At 67.3% G+C, this 17,197-nt stretch carries 18 protein-coding genes; 6 read left to right on the top strand and 12 right to left on the bottom strand.

The genetic code is table 11. The features are described 5' to 3' along the window. Window positions 1-8: 8 nt before the first annotated feature. Complete coding sequence (locus AC4JJG_RS11375; protein ID WP_495401295.1) at window positions 9-872, top strand: glycoside hydrolase family 16 protein; 864 nt, start codon at window positions 9-11, stop codon at window positions 870-872. 13 nt (window positions 873-885) lie between these two features. On the opposite strand, the gene cds1 is transcribed toward AC4JJG_RS11375, so the two are convergent. Together cds1 and AC4JJG_RS11365 are read right to left on the bottom strand one after the other, a co-directional pair. Next, window positions 886-2,022 (bottom strand): L-cysteine desulfhydrase Cds1, encoded by a 1,137-nt coding sequence (gene cds1 / locus AC4JJG_RS11370; RefSeq protein ID WP_495401294.1) that lies wholly within the window; start codon window positions 2,020-2,022, stop codon window positions 886-888. Window position 2,023: 1 nt separating this feature from the next. Then, window positions 2,024-2,383, bottom strand: coding sequence for a DUF4229 domain-containing protein (locus tag AC4JJG_RS11365; protein WP_495401293.1), 360 nt, complete (start codon window positions 2,381-2,383; stop codon window positions 2,024-2,026). Window positions 2,384-2,609: 226 nt separating this feature from the next. Between AC4JJG_RS11365 and AC4JJG_RS11360 the strand changes: the two genes are divergently transcribed. The 3 genes from AC4JJG_RS11360 to AC4JJG_RS11350 all read left to right on the top strand — a co-directional run bounded on the left by AC4JJG_RS11360 (window position 2,610) and on the right by AC4JJG_RS11350 (window position 3,755). Continuing rightward, window positions 2,610-2,825 (top strand): BldC family transcriptional regulator, encoded by a 216-nt coding sequence (locus AC4JJG_RS11360; protein ID WP_495401292.1) that lies wholly within the window; start codon window positions 2,610-2,612, stop codon window positions 2,823-2,825. Between the two features lie 81 nt (window positions 2,826-2,906). After that, on the top strand, window positions 2,907-3,113 hold the full coding sequence (locus AC4JJG_RS11355; RefSeq protein ID WP_495401290.1) for a hypothetical protein: 207 nt from the start codon (window positions 2,907-2,909) through the stop codon (window positions 3,111-3,113). Window positions 3,114-3,263: 150 nt separating this feature from the next. Continuing rightward, the gene (locus AC4JJG_RS11350; RefSeq protein ID WP_495401288.1) at window positions 3,264-3,755 is read left to right on the top strand and encodes a helix-turn-helix domain-containing protein; all 492 of its coding nucleotides are present in this window, start codon (window positions 3,264-3,266) and stop codon (window positions 3,753-3,755) included. Between the two features lie 18 nt (window positions 3,756-3,773). On the opposite strand, the gene ccsB is transcribed toward AC4JJG_RS11350, so the two are convergent. The 7 genes from ccsB to AC4JJG_RS11315 all read right to left on the bottom strand — a co-directional run bounded on the left by ccsB (window position 3,774) and on the right by AC4JJG_RS11315 (window position 11,044). Continuing rightward, the gene (ccsB, locus tag AC4JJG_RS11345; RefSeq protein ID WP_495401287.1) at window positions 3,774-4,835 is read right to left on the bottom strand and encodes a c-type cytochrome biogenesis protein CcsB; all 1,062 of its coding nucleotides are present in this window, start codon (window positions 4,833-4,835) and stop codon (window positions 3,774-3,776) included. Between the two features lie 81 nt (window positions 4,836-4,916). Beyond that, window positions 4,917-6,620 (bottom strand): cytochrome c biogenesis protein ResB, encoded by a 1,704-nt coding sequence (resB, locus tag AC4JJG_RS11340; protein ID WP_495401285.1) that lies wholly within the window; start codon window positions 6,618-6,620, stop codon window positions 4,917-4,919. Then, window positions 6,617-7,429 (bottom strand): cytochrome c biogenesis CcdA family protein, encoded by an 813-nt coding sequence (locus AC4JJG_RS11335; RefSeq protein ID WP_495401284.1) that lies wholly within the window; start codon window positions 7,427-7,429, stop codon window positions 6,617-6,619. Before AC4JJG_RS11335 ends, resB begins: the two co-directional genes overlap by 4 nt. Beyond that, window positions 7,426-8,088, bottom strand: coding sequence for a TlpA family protein disulfide reductase (locus AC4JJG_RS11330; RefSeq protein WP_495401283.1), 663 nt, complete (start codon window positions 8,086-8,088; stop codon window positions 7,426-7,428). Before AC4JJG_RS11330 ends, AC4JJG_RS11335 begins: the two co-directional genes overlap by 4 nt. Then, window positions 8,081-8,713 (bottom strand): histidine phosphatase family protein, encoded by a 633-nt coding sequence (locus AC4JJG_RS11325; RefSeq protein ID WP_495401282.1) that lies wholly within the window; start codon window positions 8,711-8,713, stop codon window positions 8,081-8,083. Before AC4JJG_RS11325 ends, AC4JJG_RS11330 begins: the two co-directional genes overlap by 8 nt. Before the next feature lie 8 nt (window positions 8,714-8,721). After that, on the bottom strand, window positions 8,722-10,053 hold the full coding sequence (gene hemL, locus AC4JJG_RS11320) for a glutamate-1-semialdehyde 2,1-aminomutase (protein ID WP_495401281.1): 1,332 nt from the start codon (window positions 10,051-10,053) through the stop codon (window positions 8,722-8,724). 67 nt (window positions 10,054-10,120) lie between these two features. Further along, window positions 10,121-11,044, bottom strand: coding sequence for an SGNH/GDSL hydrolase family protein (locus tag AC4JJG_RS11315; protein ID WP_495401280.1), 924 nt, complete (start codon window positions 11,042-11,044; stop codon window positions 10,121-10,123). Between the two features lie 142 nt (window positions 11,045-11,186). Here AC4JJG_RS11315 and AC4JJG_RS11310 point away from each other — a divergent pair, with 142 nt between their 5' ends. Then, window positions 11,187-12,656, top strand: coding sequence for an NAD-dependent succinate-semialdehyde dehydrogenase (locus AC4JJG_RS11310; RefSeq protein WP_495401279.1), 1,470 nt, complete (start codon window positions 11,187-11,189; stop codon window positions 12,654-12,656). 77 nt (window positions 12,657-12,733) lie between these two features. Further along, on the top strand, window positions 12,734-13,321 hold the full coding sequence (locus AC4JJG_RS11305; protein WP_495401278.1) for a YdcF family protein: 588 nt from the start codon (window positions 12,734-12,736) through the stop codon (window positions 13,319-13,321). Window positions 13,322-13,482: 161 nt separating this feature from the next. On the opposite strand, the gene AC4JJG_RS11300 is transcribed toward AC4JJG_RS11305, so the two are convergent. From AC4JJG_RS11300 to AC4JJG_RS11290, 3 genes are all read right to left on the bottom strand, one after another. Further along, window positions 13,483-14,646, bottom strand: coding sequence for an acyl-CoA dehydrogenase (locus AC4JJG_RS11300; RefSeq protein ID WP_495401277.1), 1,164 nt, complete (start codon window positions 14,644-14,646; stop codon window positions 13,483-13,485). A gap of 54 nt (window positions 14,647-14,700) precedes the next feature. Next, window positions 14,701-15,438, bottom strand: a complete 738-nt coding sequence (locus AC4JJG_RS11295; protein ID WP_495401275.1) for a TetR family transcriptional regulator — start codon at window positions 15,436-15,438, stop codon at window positions 14,701-14,703. Window positions 15,439-15,544: 106 nt separating this feature from the next. Beyond that, window positions 15,545-17,194: a long-chain-fatty-acid--CoA ligase gene (locus AC4JJG_RS11290; protein ID WP_495401274.1), complete on the bottom strand. Its 1,650-nt coding sequence runs from the start codon at window positions 17,192-17,194 to the stop codon at window positions 15,545-15,547. Window positions 17,195-17,197 lie beyond the last annotated feature (3 nt).

Below are 17,197 nucleotides of genomic sequence, written 5' to 3'. Positions count from 1 at the left end.
GCAACAACATGACTGACGACATAACCGACGAACCGACACGATCACGGTGGCTCATCGGCGGGTCACTGATCGTCACCGTCCTCATCGCCGTCGCCGGCCTGTCCGCCGCGGCGGAGGGACGTAACACCGAGGATGATCTGTTGTCCCGCCGTGCGAACCTCGGTCTCGTCGCGGGTGACGAATTCGCGGGCCCGTCCGGCGCACTGCCGACGGCTCGTCTGTGGAACATCCGGACCGGTGGCGGCGGATGGGGAAATGACGAGAAGCAGATCTACACGGCGACACCGGACACCGTGTCGCTGGATGGTTCCGGACACCTCCGGATCACCGCACATCGTGAGGGCACGACCATCTCGTCGGCCCGCATCGACACACTCGGCCGCCTCGACATGACGTCCGGACTCCTCGCCGTCCGCGCCCGGATGCCGCAGGGACAGGGCATTCATCCGGCGATCTGGCTGCTCGGATCGAACCTGAACGACATCGGTTACCCACGCTCCGGTGAGATCGACGTGTACGAACAGGTCAATTCGCGTGAGCGCAATTCGGTCGGCGTCATCGTCCCGCGGGTGGATGCCTCGGACGAGGTTCCGTGGAAGGTGCAGAAACAGAGCGATCTCTCCCCTGCCGACGCCGACGGATTCCACACCTACTGGGTGTCACGGCGCCCCGGAGTCGTGGAGATCGGCATGGACGACCGGAGGCTGATGCGGGTGACGCCTGCCGACCTGGGGCCGGACTCGGCGTGGGTGATGGACGGCCCGTTCTTCGTGGTGCTCAACGTCGCGGCCGGCGGCATGTGGCCCGGTCCGGTCGGACCCGGCGCACTCCCGGCATCCATGCTCGTCGACTGGGTGCGCTTGTACGCGTGAGCGCGGACCCCGATCAGTCCACCGAGTCCGCGGTCCACCGTCCGCTCACCAGGAACTCGTCGAGTACCGCCGTCGAGCCGGTGAGATCGATGCCCTGACCCGTCAGCCAGTCATCATCGAAATATGTACTCGCATAACGATCCCCGGAATCGCAGAGCAGCGTCACAACACTCCCCGCACGCCGCTGCGCGACCATCTCGGCCACGATTCCGAACGCACCCCAGAGGTTCGTGCCGGTCGAGGCGCCGACCCGTCGGCCGAGCCGATGGGACACGCACCGGGCCGTCGCGATCGACGCGGCGTCGGGCACACCGATCATCCGGTCGATGACCTGCGAGACGAACGACGGCTCCACCCGCGGTCGCCCGATACCCTCGATGCGGGAACCGGTTTCGGAGGTCAGCGATCCATCACCGGACTCGTAGGCGGGCAGGAACACCGAGTTCTCCGGGTCCACCACGGCAAGCCAGGTCGGATGTCTGCGGTAGCGCAGATAGCGCCCCAGGGTCGCCGACGTACCACCGGTCCCCGCACCGACGACGATCCAGCTGGGCACGGGATGTTCTTCGTCGGCGAGCTGCGCGAAGATCGATTCCGCGATGTTGTTGTTGCCGCGCCAGTCGGTCGCGCGTTCGGCCATCGTGAACTGATCGATGAAATGCCCGCCGAGTTCGGCTTCGAGCCGGAGTGCCTCGTCGTAGACGTCACCGGCTCGCTCGACGAAATGGCAACGCCCGCCCTCCTTCTCGATGAGTGCGGTCTTCGACGGAGAGGTGTTCGCGGTCATCACCGCGATGAACGGCACCCCGATCAGCTTCGCGAAGTACGCCTCGCTGACCGCGGTCGATCCGGACGACGCCTCGATGACGGTGGTGCCCTCGGTGACCCAGCCGTTGCACAGCGCGTACAGGAACAGCGACCGGGCCAGGCGATGTTTGAGTGAGCCCGTCGGGTGGGTGCTCTCGTCCTTCAGATAGAGATCGACGCCGGTCTCGCGACCGTCGTCGTCGAGCCAGCGGGACCAGGCCGGCAGATCCATGCGGAGCAGATGGGTGTCGGCGCTACGTCGGGCATCGGCCTCGATCAGCCGGACGGCGTTGTCGGCCCACGACCGATCGGCTCGTCGGTCGACGATCCGGGTCGCGTCCATCTCAGCGGCCGCGCAGGCGTGACTGCAGGTCGTCCTGGCGACGGCGGCGTTCGTCGTCGAAGGCGGCGATGCGGGTGTTCAGATTCACGCGCAGGGTCTTGAAGAGGAACATGCCCAGCGGCAAGGCGATCAGTACACCGAACACCGCTGCGACCAGCAGCGGCACGTCGACCCCCGCGAGCTTTCCGACGCCCATGATGATCGCGGCGACCACGACGACCAATCCCAGGCGCGCGAGGGTGTACAGCGCGACCGCTCCGACGAGGCCCCAGACCCCGCCACTCGACGGCGTGCCGGGCTGCGGTCCGTCGTGCGCCGGCGCAGTTCCGCCCGTATCCTTCTGTTTTCCCGCGTCACTCACAGCCTCAGACTACCGGCGCGGAGATCGGCATCCGAACCGGTCGATGTCCGGTTTGCGGTTTTTGCACTCTCTTTACCAATTCCTGACTGTTCGAGTACCTAATGGTTCGGCGTGTATTCATGAGAGTGAAAGCAGTGGATTCGCACACGATCCGGCCACAGCGACGGCCGGGCCAACGGTCGGACAGAGATTCGGCAGTCGGGAAATCTCAGAGAAGAGGATCACCATGACCGTCATCGATTCGAACGCCATGATCACTCCGGGACTGGCCAGCCAGCACACCCTCACCCCCGGTCAGGTCGCGGCCATGTTCAGCGTGAATCCGAAGACGGTCGCACGGTGGGCGAGTTCCGGCCTCCTCGGCTCCATCCGGACCCCGGGCGGGCACCGTCGATTCCGCGAGTCCGACGTCGTCGAACTGCTGAACCGCCGCACTCACTGATCTCCGCCTCGTTCCACCCACGAACCGCGGCACGCCGTCGGGGCGGCGCTCCCTCACGTACTCTGGAGTGCGGAGGTGCGCATGACTTATCTATTCGCGGTGATCGGCATTGTCGCAGTCGGCTACCTGATGTGGCGTGCCTTCGGTCCCCGGCTCGGGGACGAGCAGCGGGAGTCCCCTCAGCGCCGGGCGCCCGGCCCTCGCGGACCCGACGATGATGCGGCGTTCCTTCGCGACCTCGACCGGCGTACCCGCGGACCCAATGGGTCCGACTCCGACGATCACTGATCGTCGCCGGAAACTCAGGCGCGACAGTCCCGAACGGCACCCCCGGACTCGCCGGGGTGTGCGGTAGGCTCGTGTCCCATCACGCCGGGGACTTGTGCGGGGTGGTGCACAAGAGAAAATTTTCAACGAGACATTCGGGGATGATCGACGTTGACCACCGACATTTCACAGCCTGGCCTCGCCACGCCCGGCATCACACCGACCGAAGACATCAGCTTCGCCGCGAAGCTCGGCTATCTGTTCGAGCACTCCCGGGACGAGAACGGGGTCCCGTACACCGGCAAGAAGATCGCCGAGCGTGCGAACCTACTCGGCTATTCACTGTCGGACGCCTACATATCGCAGTTGCGTACCGGTAAGGCCCGCACGCCGTCGTTCCGGACCGTCGAGGCGATCGCCCGTGCGTTCGAGGTGAGCGTCACCTACTTCCTCACCAATCCGCATGAGGATCTCGACCGGGTCCGCCAGCAGCAGAGTTACGTGCAGATGCTGGCGTCCACCGGCACCCACCTGTCGGGTGTCGACGTCGCCCAGCTCTGCCCGGACACCATCGACGTGATCATCGACGTCCTGAAGATGGTCAAGGCGCAGTCATCGAGTGACGGCGTCACCGGGGGCGACCGGGAACTCCCGTCCGCCTGAATCGACGCGCGGGACGGGTCAGAGCCCCGCGTAGGAGTGCAGCCCGGACACCACCAGGTTGATGATGAACAGGTTGAACAGCAGCGCCACGAACCCGGCGACGTTGATCCACGCGGCCGAATTGTTGCGCCAGCCCGCAGTGGCACGGGCGTGCAGGTATGCCGCGTAGATGACCCACGCGATGAAGGACACGGTCTCCTTCGGGTCCCAGCCCCAGTAGCGGCCCCAGGCTGCCTCGGCCCAGATGGCTCCGCAGATGACACCGAGACCGAAGAGCGGGAAGCCGAACACCACGCACTTGTAGGCGAGGCGATCGAGGGCCTCGGCCGACGGCAGGTGCGCGATGACCCGCCGCACGCCGCCGACGAATCCCTTGCCGCCGGTATCGCCGGCGGTCTCGAGATCGTTGCGGCCCCACCGCATCTTGACGAGGTAGAGGATGCTGGCGACGCCGGAGACCAGCAGCACGCCCGACGAGACCGAGATGATCGAGACGTGGATCGCCAGCCAGTAGGACTTCAGCGACGGCACGACCGGAGCGGCCTGCGTGTACAGCCATCGACCGGCGATGAACATCAGCAGGGTGACGGGCAGCAGCACGAAGGACAGCAGCGCACGCTGCTCGCGCTTGCGCAGCACCACGAGTCCGGCGATCACACAGGCCGCGCACGTCATCGAGATGAACTCGTACATGTTGCCCCACGGCGCACGCTCGGTCGCCAGGCCGCGGGTCACGATGGACGCGAGGTGCGCGATGAGGCCGACGATCGCCACCGGGTACGCCATATTGCCCAGGCGGTCGCCGAAGGTCCGGCGCGGCGCGGAGTCGATCCGGCCGGGAACGCGGTCGGGCGGAGTCGTCGGATTCCGGTAGTCGACCGACGGGTCGTATCCGCCCGTAGCACCGCCCACGCCGACGAGTTGCTTGGCCTCGGCGGCCTCCAGTTTGCGGCCCCGGGCGCTTGCCAGCGCCGCCAAGAACAGGATCATGGCCACCACGTACACGGTGATGGCCGTGCCGAACAGCCAATCCGAGTATCGGGCCAGCGTCTCGTCGATGTGCTCCGCACCGGTGTTCATGTGCGTGCCTTCTCCGTTCTCGGCGTCTTGTCCGCCGTCATTCTTCCGGGGCTGTCATTCTTCCGGGGAGCCGCGACGGGCTCACAAACGCCGCATCCGGCGCGAGCGGGAATGCCCGCCGGGTTGCCCCGGCTCCTCGACCAGCGCGTGTGCCTGGTCGACGAATCCCTCGCCCCATCCCGCCTGGTCGGTCCGAGCCAGGCCGGCAATCTCTACTACAGTACGTCGTTTTCCGTCTCCGTGGTCATCGGCGTCCGGGACGAGCCGGGCCCAGATGCGCCTGCGCCGTACCAGCAGGGACACCAGGAGTCCGGCGAGCATGGCGATGGCCGAGATCAGCACCCAGTTCTGCCCGGGATCGTGGGATACCTGGATGGAGACCCACCGTTGGTAGCCGTCGAATCGTACGGCCGTGCCGTTGGGGAGTGTGTGTTCCTGCCCGCGGGCGAGGTTCACCTGGGCCCGCTGCTGCAGCCGTCCCTGTTGCACCAATGTCTGATCCAGAGTGAACGCATTCTGCGGTTTGCCGGTGTCGAGGCCGGTGTCGCCCTCGTAGATGCGGATTGCCACGAACGGGTTTTTCGGCGCCGGCGACGACGACGACAGCAAGGTGCCCTGGAACGCCGCGGTCGGGGCGAAGAGACCTTCGACTGCGACCTGATGCTCTCGACGCTTGTCCTCGTCGGGATACATCCCGGCCGGAGGGTCGACGCGCACGACACCGGACGACAGCATCGTGCTCATCTCGTCGGGGACGAACGGCACTGTCTGCGTGCGCTTCTGACCGTTCGGGAAGGTCACCGTGAATGTCGGCGCGAAACCATTGCCGAGCACGTAGACACGGTCCCCATCGACCCGCAGCGGCTCATTCATGCGGATGGTCTGACGCTTCCACGTATCCGTGTCACGCTGTGCGATGTCTTGGGTGTACCGGATCTGTGAGGTGTACATATCCGGCTGGTTGTTCGGGAGGAAGGTCGCCTCGAAGCTGTCGATTTTGACGCAGAAGGGATTCAGGTCGGTGCCGTCGACGAGATTGCCCGCACGGAAGGAGTCGTAGAGGGCCGTGGACGTATTGCACATGCTGGATTGATCCGAACCGTCGGCGACGAGGGTGCGAGTGCCCTCGTAGCCGTACATCTTCCCGGCAGCGATCGACACGAGCAGCGCCAGCAGTGCGAAGTGGAAGACCAGATTGCCGAATTCGCGCAGGTAACCCTTCTCCGCGGACACCTCGACGATCTCGCCGTCGCCGCCGCGTGCCGGACGCGTGGTCGTGATGCGTCGCCACCCGCGCAGGTTGCCGGAGATGCGCTCGGCGACCTCCTCGGGCGTGCCGTCGACGACCATCTCGACGTGCCGCGGCAGGCGCCGCAGATTACGCGGTGCGGCAACGGGTTTGGCCCGCAGGCTCTGGAAGTGCTCGATCATTCGCGGGGTCAGGCAGCCGACCAGCGAGATGAACAGCAGGACATAGATGGCGGTGAACCAGACGCTGGAGAAGACGTCGAAGAGTTGCACCCGATCCATCAGTTCGCCGACCCAGCCGTGGTCGGAGATGTAGGTGAGCGTCTTCTGCTCGTTCAGCGAGCGCTGCGGCAGCAGCGCACCCGGGATGGCGGCGAGTGCCAGCAGGAACAGCAGCACCAGCGCGGTGCGCATCGACGTCAGCGACCGCCACAGGTTGCGCAGCGGCCACAGCACACGGCGTTTCGCCCAGTGCGGCTGCTTCCGGTCCGGCGCGGGACCCGGTGCGGGCGCCGATTCGGTCACGGTGTCGGTCATATACTCAACTGCCTATCGGTGATGAACGCGTCGCGGACCCAGACGATGAACTGATCCCAGAGACCGGTCACCAGGGCGACCCCGACGATGAGAAGCATGATGCCGCCGATGATCTGGATGGTGCGGGCATGGGAACGCAGCCAGCCCAGACTGCGCAGCGCCCACGCCGACGAGAATGCCAGCACGACGAACGGGATGCCGAGGCCGACACAGTAGGCGACGATCAGCGCCACCCCCTTGGCGGCGGTCGCCCCCTCGGTGCCACTGGCGGTGGCGATGACCGCGGCCAGTGTCGGTCCCAGACACGGGGTCCAGCCCAGCGCGAACACCGCGCCGAGTAGTGGAGCACCCACGATGTTGGAGATCTTCCGCGGCTCGAATCGCACGTCGCGCTGCAGCATCGGCACCAGGCCGATGAACACCAGCCCCATCAGAATGGTGACGACCCCGCCGATCCGTTGCAGCACTTCACGATTCACGACGAAGGTGGATGTGATCCCGAAGACCGTGGCGGTCGCGGCGACGAAGACGACGGTGAATCCCAGCACGAACAGGGCCGCCGCCAGGGCAACGCGCGAGCGTCCGCGTTTGGCGGGTTCGCCGACCCGGATGGCGGGCGCCTCGGCACCGACCAGCCCGGCCAGGTACGACAGGTATCCGGGCACGAGCGGCACCACGCACGGTGACGCGAAGGACACCAGCCCGGCGAGTACACAGGCGGCCAATGCGAGCAGCAACGGTCCACTGGACACCGTCGACGCGAAGGTCTCGCCGATCGACGCCTGCGGAACGAGCTGCACCATCGTCATGGCGTACCGACACCACCCGATTCGGCGGCGGGTGCGCCGACGGGCTGTTCGCCCGCGACCCGGCGTACCGTCGCCTCGAGTTCGTCGGCGGTGATCGCCTTGAGGAACACCGCGGCGGGCCGGTGCTGCCGATCGAGCACGACGGTCGTCGGGACGACCGAGGTCGGAGTGGTCAGCGCGGCGAGCGTGAGGCCGTTGAAGTCGTAGATCGAGTCGAAGCCGACTTTGCGATCCGAGACGAAGTCCCGTGCCGAGTCGCGGTCGTCGCGCAGATTGATACCGAGGAAATCGACACCGAGATCCCGGGTGCGTTCGAAGACCGTCTCGAGGTCGTCGGCCTCGCCGCGGCAGGGACCGCACCAGGAGCCCCACACATTGACGACGACGACCTTGTCCGCGAACTCCGGATCCGACAGTGCGAGATCCTGATCGGTCAGCAGATTCGGGCCGGACAGTTCGGCGACCTTCTTACGCTCGGCCTCCGGATAGTCGATGACGGTCTTGCCGCCCGGCGACACGAACTGGAACGTGCCGCCCTGGGTCACGGCGTCGTCACCGGTGCCGCAGCCCGCGACGAACCCGAGCGCCACGATCAGCGACGCCACCAGAGCAAGTACCGGACGTGCCCGTCCCGACCGATCGGACAACGCCTCACGCACCCGTCACCATCGGGTCCGACGCGCCGGCCGGCTCCGAGTAGATGATGTCGACCAGAGCGTCGTCCTCGTAGATGAGGCTGGTCAGGGAGGCCAGCGAGCACTGCCGGCGACGCGGGTCGTGCCACAGCCGCTGACCTTCGAGGAACCGGCGCAGGGTGTACACCGGCAGCTGGTGGCTGACGCAGACCGCCTCGTGGCCGCGTGCGGCGTCGCGCGCCTGGTTGGCCGCCGCGAGCATCCGGTGTGCGAGCTGGATGTACGGCTCGCCCCAGGACGGGGTGAACGGGTCACGAAGCTTCGGCCAGTGCCGCGGCCGGGACAGCGCCCCGTCACCGACCGACACCTTGAGACCTTCGAAGACGTTGTCGGCCTCGATGAGTTCGTCGTTGGTCAGAATCGAGAGTTCGTGGGCCGCGGCGATCGGCGTCGCGGTCTCCTGCGCCCGCTGCAGCGGCGACGCGAACACGGCGGTGATGTCGTGATCGGCGAGTGCGTCCGCGACCTGCTTGGCCTGTTTGCGGCCGGTTCCCGACAGATGGAATCCGGGCAGACGTCCGTACAGGATGCCGTCTGGATTGTGCACCTCGCCGTGACGCATCATGTGGACGATCGTGTTGGTGGTCATCGGTGGTCTCACGCCCCTGCGGAAGTGTTGGTGGCTGCTCCGGCGGCCGCGGCTGCGGCCGGGAGTGCATCGGCGATACGGGTGAAGGCGTCGTCATCGAGGGCGGCCGAGACGAACCACGCCTCGAACGCACTCGGCGGCGCGTACACCCCCCGCTCGAGAAGTGCGTGAAAGAACGGTGCGAAACGCCAGGTCTCGGTGGCCTTGACGCCGTCGTAGTCGGTGACCGGTCCGGGTTGGTCGGTGAAGAACACGCTCAGCAGGTTTCCCGCCTGCTGCACCCGATGGGCGACCCCGGCCGTGGACAGCGCCTCGCCGAGTAACCCGGCCAGGCGGTCGGAGTTGGCGTCGAGGCGGTGATACACGTCGGCGTCGGCGTGGCGCAGCGTGGCCAGTCCGGCCGCGACCGCCACCGGGTTACCCGACAGGGTGCCCGCCTGATACACCGGGCCGGTCGGCGCCAGTCGCTCCATCACGTCGGCGCGGCCGCCGAACGCCGCGGCGGGTAGACCACCGCTCATGACCTTGCCGAAGGTGTACAGATCTCCGCCGACCCCGTCGATGCCGTACCAGCCTGCCGGGCTCACGCGGAATCCCGTCATCACCTCGTCGATGATGAGCAGCGCGCCGTGTTTGCGGGTCAGGTCGCGCAGTCCGGCATTGAATCCGTCGACCGGTGCGACGGCACCCATATTGCCCGCCGCGGCCTCGGTGATCACCGCCGCGATGTCGTCGCCGTGCTCGTCGAAGGCCGCGGCCACCGCGGCGAGGTCGTTGTACGGCAACACCAGGGTGTCGTGCGCGGAGGCGCCGGTGACACCGGGCGAGGTCGGCAGCCCGAGCGTCGCGACGCCCGATCCGGCGTCGGCGAGCAGGGCATCGACATGCCCGTGATAGCACCCGGAGAACTTGATGATCTTGCTGCGCCCGGTGTAGCCGCGCGCCAGCCGGATCGCCGACATCGTGGCCTCGGTGCCCGAGTTCACCAGGCGGACCCGCTCCACCGGGTCGACGCGGGCGATGATCTCCTCGGCGAGCTCGATCTCGGCCTCGGTCGGCGCCCCGAAGGACAGTCCGCCGGCCGCCGCCTTCTGCACGGCGTCGACGACGGCCGGGTGTGCATGGCCGAGGATCATCGGCCCCCAGGAGGAGACGAGATCGACGTAGTCGTTGCCGTCCACGTCGGTCAGGTGACAGCCCTGCGCCGAGGCGATGAATCGTGGGGTCCCACCGACCGCGGAAAACGCGCGGACCGGCGAGTTCACTCCCCCCGGGGTCACCTGTGCGGCGCGGGCGAAGAGTTCTGCGGACGTCGCGGCGGCGGTATCGGGTGGGGTCACGTCATCCAGTGTTCCAAATCCGTGGGCCGATCAACCAATCGGTCAGCACCGCTGTGGGCTCGGCCACCTACAGCGCCGCGTCGACGGCATCGGCGATGGCGCGCTGACCGTCGGCGTTCGGGTGCACCGGCGCCGCACCGGTCGCCCCCTGCCGGGGTTCGATCCAGCGACGCCCCGGACCCGCGCAGGCGTCGTGGCCGACCGACCGCCCCGCCATGTCGACGAAGTCGGCGTCCACGGCGCGTGCCGCGTCGGCGACCACCCGGTTCAGGGTGGCCTGCAGGTCGCGCAGATATCCGATGTCACCGCCGGCGACCGGCATCTCCGGCGCGCACCCGGTCGTCGGCGGGAGGATCCACGGGTAGCCGACGGCCAGTATCCGGGCCTTCGGTGCGCGTGCCCGGATCGCCTCGAGCGTGCGGCGCAGCGCCGGCGCCGTCTCACCGACGACCAGGTCGGTGAACTCGCTGCCGTGGCGGTCCCGGCAGGGGGCGCCGTCCGGATCGTCGGCGCGCGCATCGGCACACTCGGTGATCGCACGGGTGTACACGTCGCCGTCGTTGCCGCCGACCATCACCGTGACGATGTCCGCGTCGGGTGTCACGGCATCCAGTTGCGGTGGCACACCGTCGTATTGGGCATCGACGAAGTCGGAGGTGGCCGCGCCGCCGCAGGTGACGTCCCGCAGTCGCAGGCCGTGCCGGTCGGCGAGCAGATGACCGTAGTTCGACGCCGATCGCTGGCACAGCACCGGCGAATCCGCCACCAGCGGACGTACCCCGACCGCGGCGGCAAAACTGTCACCGAGGTTCACCAGGAGCTTCGGGGCGTTCGCATCGGTACTCGTCGTCGACACGGACGTACCGGCCGGGGTGGCCGTCGTACCGCCCTCCGGTCCCCCGGTCGCACAGCCGGTGGTCAGGATCAGGATCGCCGCGACGATCCCCGACACCACACCCGCGGGATGCAGCATCTGCCCGGGTCCTCTCATCTCATCGAGGCTAGCGCGCCGGGCCGGAGACGGTCGTTCGTTGCGCGTCACATCATCCTGGCGAAGACTGGTCATCGGGGCATGCGGCCCCTGCCCGGGTGGACCCCCGGCGCGCTCTCGCGATCCAAGGATGTGAATATCCATGAGCGACAAGAAGATTCTCGATCCACAGGCCGTTCTCGACGGTGTCCCGACCGGACTCTGGATCAACGGCCGTTCGACCCCGGCGGCCTCGGGGCAGACCTTCGAGGTGCGTGATCCGGCCACCGAGGAGACCCTGACGTCGGTTGCCGACGCGGGCGAGGAGGATGCGCGGACCGCCCTCGATGCGGCCGTCGCGGCGGCTCCCGCCTGGGCGGACACCGCTCCGCGGGAACGTGGCGAGATCCTCCGCTCCGCCTATGAACTGATCGTCGACCGCGCCGACGACCTGGCCCTCCTGATGACCCTCGAACTCGGCCGGGCACTGCCGGACAGCACCGCCGAGGTGACCTACGGCTCGGAGTTCATCCGCTGGTTCGCCGAGGAGGCGGTCCGCATCGACGGCCGGTTCACCACCGCGCCGTCGGGCAACGGACGGGTTCTCGTCGCGCATCAGCCGGTCGGCCCCTGTCTGGCGATCACGCCCTGGAACTTCCCGCTCGCGATGGGAACACGCAAGATCGGCCCGGCACTCGCCGCGGGCAACGTGATGCTGGTGAAGCCCGCCTCGGAGACACCGTTGACGATGCTCGCGCTCGCCGGGATCTTCGCCGAGGCGGGACTGCCGCCCGGTGTGCTGTCCGTGCTGCCGACGAGCCATGCCGGCGACGTGTCGACCACCATCCTCACCGACGACCGCGTCCGCAAGCTGTCCTTCACCGGTTCCACCCCGGTCGGACGCAAGCTGCTGGCACAGGCCGCCGATCAGGTGCAGCGCACCTCGATGGAACTCGGCGGCAACGCACCCTTCCTGGTCTTCGACGACGCGGACGTCGATGCCGCGGTCGAGGGGGCCTTCGCGGCCAAGATGCGCAACGGCGGCGAGGCGTGCACGGCCGCGAACCGGTTCCTGGTGCAGTCCGGGGTCGTCGAGGAGTTCACCTCGAAGCTCACCGCGAAGATGTCCGAGGTCCGGATGGGCCCCGGCCACGAGCCGGGTGTGACACTCGGGCCGTTGGTGAACGCCGATCAGCGGGACAAGGTGGCCGCGGCCGTGGAGCAGGCGGTGGCCGACGGCGGGAAACTCCTGCTCGGCGGCACCGTGCCCGACGGCAAGGGTTACTTCTACCCGCCGACCGTCGTCGGCGGAGTCGACCCGTACGCGGAGGTCACCCGGGGCGAGATCTTCGGTCCGGTCGCGATCATCAGCAGCATCGACTCCGAGGAGGATGCGATCGCCGCGGCCAATTCCACCGAGTTCGGCCTGGCGGCGTACTTCTACAGCCGCAGCCTCGACCGGTGCATGCGGGTCGCGGAACGTCTGGAATCCGGCATGGTGGGGGTCAATCGGGGAGTCATCTCCGACGTCGCGGCGCCCTTCGGCGGGATCAAGCAGTCCGGCCTCGGGCGCGAGGGCGGCTCGGAGGGCATCCACGAATACCTCATCACCAAGTATGTGGCGCTGACCTGATCGTGCCCCACCCTCCCGTGACTCCGTGCCACGGGAGGGACTGGTGTGGTTTGCCACGGTCAGTACACTCGGGACTCATGCGTCTGAGTTTCCGTTCCACCGTCATCGCCGTCACGGCCGCACTGGTCACCACCTTCGGGATCGGGAGCGCCGCACAGGCCGCTCCCTCGGCGGGCAGCAGCACCGGCAGCGTCGATTTCGGATCGTCGGCCGGCGACCTGATGAAGCGCGAGAGCCTGTTCCTCTGGGCGAGCCCGCCCACCCGCTACATCGTGGTGCTCGGTGCCAAGGTGGGCACCCTCGGACAGGCTCCGGACATTCTCAAGGCGCGTATGAACGTCGGCGCCAAGCTCGCCCGGCAGCATCCGTTCAACCGCGTCATCGTCTCCGGCGGCGAGAGCTGGTGGCTGCCGGTGTCGGAGGCCCAGTTCATGAACATCGGACTCATCAACCGCGGTGTGCCGATCTGGCAGATGCTCAACGAGGGCAAGTCGATGAGCACGGTGCAGAACGCCGCGAACACGGTGAAGATGCTCAAGGGCCTCGGCGCGACCGGTGCCGTGATCGTCACCAACGGCTTCCACATGCAGCGGGCCATGGGCAATTTCCGTGCCGCCGCGAAGCAGCAGGGCGCCCGCCTGGAGTTCGTCCCGGCCTACGCCTGACACATACGCGCAAACATTTCGGCCCCGCTCACCCGATTGGATGAGCGGGGCCGAAATCGTTGAGCATGGTCTCGCTACGCTCGCGCGCTACTCGATCAGAGGAAACCGCGTCCCACCGCCGATCGAGTAGCCACCGAGCGCAGCGAGGCGGCGTATCGAGATCAGCGCAGCAGTGCGCGGCTCATGACGACACGCTGAATCTGGTTGGTGCCCTCGTAGATCTGGGTGATCTTGGCGTCGCGCATCATGCGCTCGACCGGGAAGTCACGCGTATAGCCCGCGCCGCCGAAGAGCTGCACGGCGTCGGTGGTGACCTCCATCGCGACGTCGGACGCGAGGCACTTCGAGGCCGACGAGATGAAACCGAGGTTCTTCTCACCGCGCTCGGCGCGGGCCGCCGAGGTGTAGACCATCAGCCGTGCAGCCTCGACCTTCATCGCCATGTCGGCGATCATGAACTCGACGCCCTGGAACGAGCTGATCGGCTTGCCGAACTGCTTGCGGTCCTTGACGTAGGCGATGGCCTGATCGAGTGCGCCCTGTGCGATGCCGACGGCCTGTGCGCCGATGGTCGGACGGGTGTGATCGAGGGTCTGCAGCGCAGTCTTGAAACCGGTGCCCTCGTCGCCGATGATGCGATCGGCCGGGATGGTGCAGTCCTCGAAGTACAGCTCGGCGGTCGGCGACCCCTTGATGCCGAGCTTCTTCTCCAGCGGGCCGACGGTGAAGCCCGGATCGTCCTTGTGGACCATGAACGCGGAGATGCCGTTGGCACCCTTCTCCGGATCGGTCACGGCCATCACGGTGTACCAGGTCGACTTGCCGCCGTTGGTGATCCAGCACTTGGTGCCGTTGAGCACCCAGTTGTCACCCTCCTTGCGGGCGCGGGTCTTCATCGACGCCGCATCCGAGCCGGCCTCGCGCTCCGACAGCGCGTAGGACGCCATGGCCTCGCCCGAGGCGATGCCCGGGAGGACCTGCTGCTTGAGTTCTTCGGAACCGTTGAGGATCAGCCCCATCGTGCCGAGCTTGTTGACGGCCGGGATCAGCGACGACGACGCGTCGACACGTGCGACCTCTTCGATGACGATGCAGGCTGCGACGGAGTCGGCCCCCTGGCCGCCGTACTCCTCGGGCACGTGGATCGCGTTGAACCCGGATCCGACGAGCGCCTTCAGGGCCTCCTCGGGGAAGCGGGCATTCTCGTCCACGTCGGCCGCGTACGGTTCGATCTCCTTCTCGGAGAGCGAACGGATCGCCTCGCGCAGCGCGACGTGCTCTTCGGGCAGCTGGAACAGATCGAAATCCGGGTTACCGAAACCCATGAGGGAACTCCTTTGACGACGTGTCGAGGACGCGGTGTGACCGCCCTTCGAGCCTCAGTCTAGCCGATCACGGCACTCGGTGCCAAGGGGTGGCGCCACGCCGAGTTCTGCGGCAACTGCACGGACAATCGCGTCAGGAGGTGTTCCCGGCGGATAACTCAGCACCGACACGGCGCTCTCCGGCGAGCCCGACTCGGCACTCAGTGCCAGTCTGATGCGACCGGTCTCCGCACGCAGGCGGTCGAGCGTCGCACCTTCGTCGCCGCGGACCATCGACCTCAGCAGATAGTTGTGCGCCGACGTGATGGCGGCGGCGAACGCCACGACGCGCACCCGGGACTCGCCGGGCACGCGTCGCCGCAGATAATCCTCGAAGATCCGCTGGTAGCGGTAGGTGGTGACGAGCTCACGCTCACGCAATGCCGGCACCTTCTGCACCACCTGCAGACGGCTGACGGCGAGCTCCCGGGTGTCGAGGAAATGCGTGAACACGATCTCCGTCGCCGCGCACACCTCCGCCCATGGATCGCCCTGGTCATGACCGTCCGCCGGCTCCTGCGCGGGCAATCGCTCCGCCACCATCGCCAGCAGGGCCTCGTGATCGGCGAAGATCACGTCCTCCTTGGACCCGAACTGACGGAAGAAGGTGCGCCGGGAGATCCCCGCCGCCGCCGCGATCTGATCGACCGTCGTCGACTCGTAACCCTGTTCGGTGAACAACCGGATCGATTCGGTGACCACGCGGAGCCGGAAGTCGGTCCGATCCTGTGCGCCGGAGTCACTGGGTGCCATGCGTTCAGTATCGCCCCGGAGTCCGGCCGTTCCACCAGCAACCTCCGCGATACCGTCATCGACAGTGCTGAGATCGTGGTTACCACCGGCAGTCGGCCGAACCCGATTAGGCGGAGGGCTGCCCTTTCACCTGCTGGCGCAGCTCGAACTTCAGGACCTTGCCGGTGGGCGTGCGCGGCAGATCGTCGGCGAAGACGATGTCCCGCGGGATCTTGTAACCCGCCAACAGCTTTCGTGCGTGGTCGATGAGTTCGTCGGCAGTCAGCGTCTCGCCCTGCTGCAGGAGGACGTACGCACGCGGCCGCTCCCCCCACTTCTCGTCCGGGACGCCGATCACGGCGACGTCGAGCACCGAATCATGGCTCACCAGAGCCTGTTCCACCTCGACCGTGGAGATGTTCTCGCCACCGGAGATGATGATGTCCTTGGCGCGGTCCTTGAGCTGGATGTAGCCGTCGGGGTGCATGACGCCGAGATCGCCGGTGTGGAACCAGCCTCCCGCGAAGGCCTGCTCGGTGGCCTCCGGATCCTTGTAGTAACCGGCCATCACGTTGTTACCGCGCAGGACGATCTCGCCCATCGTCTCCGCGTCGGCGGGCACGTCGCGCATCTGCTCGTCGACGACCCGCGCAGGCTCGGCCTGCACCATGCCGACGCCCTGCCGGGAGAGCTTGGCGGCGCGTTCGGCGGCGGGCAGATCGTCCCAGGCCTCCTGGTAGTCGCAGATCGTGTACGGGCCGTAGACCTCGGTGAGGCCGTAGACGTGCACGACCGTGACGCCGAGGGCCTCCAGCTGTCCGATGACCGTCGGCGACGGCGGCGCACCGGCGGTGGTGATGCGCAGCGGCCGGTCCACCCGATGCGCGCGCGGCGATCCCGCGATGGTCGTACAGACCGTCGGAGCGCCGCACATGTGCGTGACGCCGAGGTCGTCGATGGCGTCCCACACGGCTTCGGCACGCACGGCGCGCAGACAGACGTGGGTGCCGGCCGCCTGCGTGACGGCCCACGGCGTGCACCAGCCGTTGCAGTGGAACATCGGCAGCGTCCAGAGGTAGCGCGTGGAGTTGGTGAACTGATTGTGGAAGGTCTCGCCGAAGGAGTTCAGGTACGCACCGCGGTGGGTGTACATGACGCCCTTGGGTTTTCCGGTCGTGCCCGAGGTGTAGTTGAGTGCGATGACCCGGTTCTCGTCGTCGACGGTCCACGGCAGCGGGGCGGCATCGAGGTCGTCGGCGCGGCGCAGATAGTCGCGGTAGTCGACCAGCCCGTCGATGCCGGAAGCCTCGACATCGCCGACAGGGGAACCGAATTCGTCGTCGACGATCTCGACGAACTGCGTGACGCCGGGCACCTGATCGGCGATGCCGGCGACGGTGTCGCGGAACTCGGAGTCGAAGAACAGGGCGACGGATTCGGAATGCTCGAGGATGTAGACCAACTCGGGTCCGGCGAGACGCGAGTTGAGAGCGACGAGCACGCCGCCCGCGAGCGGCACCGCGAAGTGCGCGATGAGCATCTCCGGCACGTTCGGCGTCAGGAACGCGACGCGATCGCCCTCAGATATGTGCGTGCGCAACAGCTTTGCCATACGCTGTGCCTCGTCGGCGAATTCCGCGTAGGTCCAGCGACGACCGCCGTAGACGATCGCCTCCTTGTCGGGGAACACCTCGGCAGACCGTTCCAGGAAACGCAGGGGGCTGTTCTCGCTGCGATTGGCGGTGCCGATGACGGCGCCGGGCATGGTGACGGACATGGG

Source organism: Gordonia sp. B8661-1, assembly GCF_059427765.1.
This window is presented reverse-complemented; position numbering and strand designations above follow the sequence as displayed.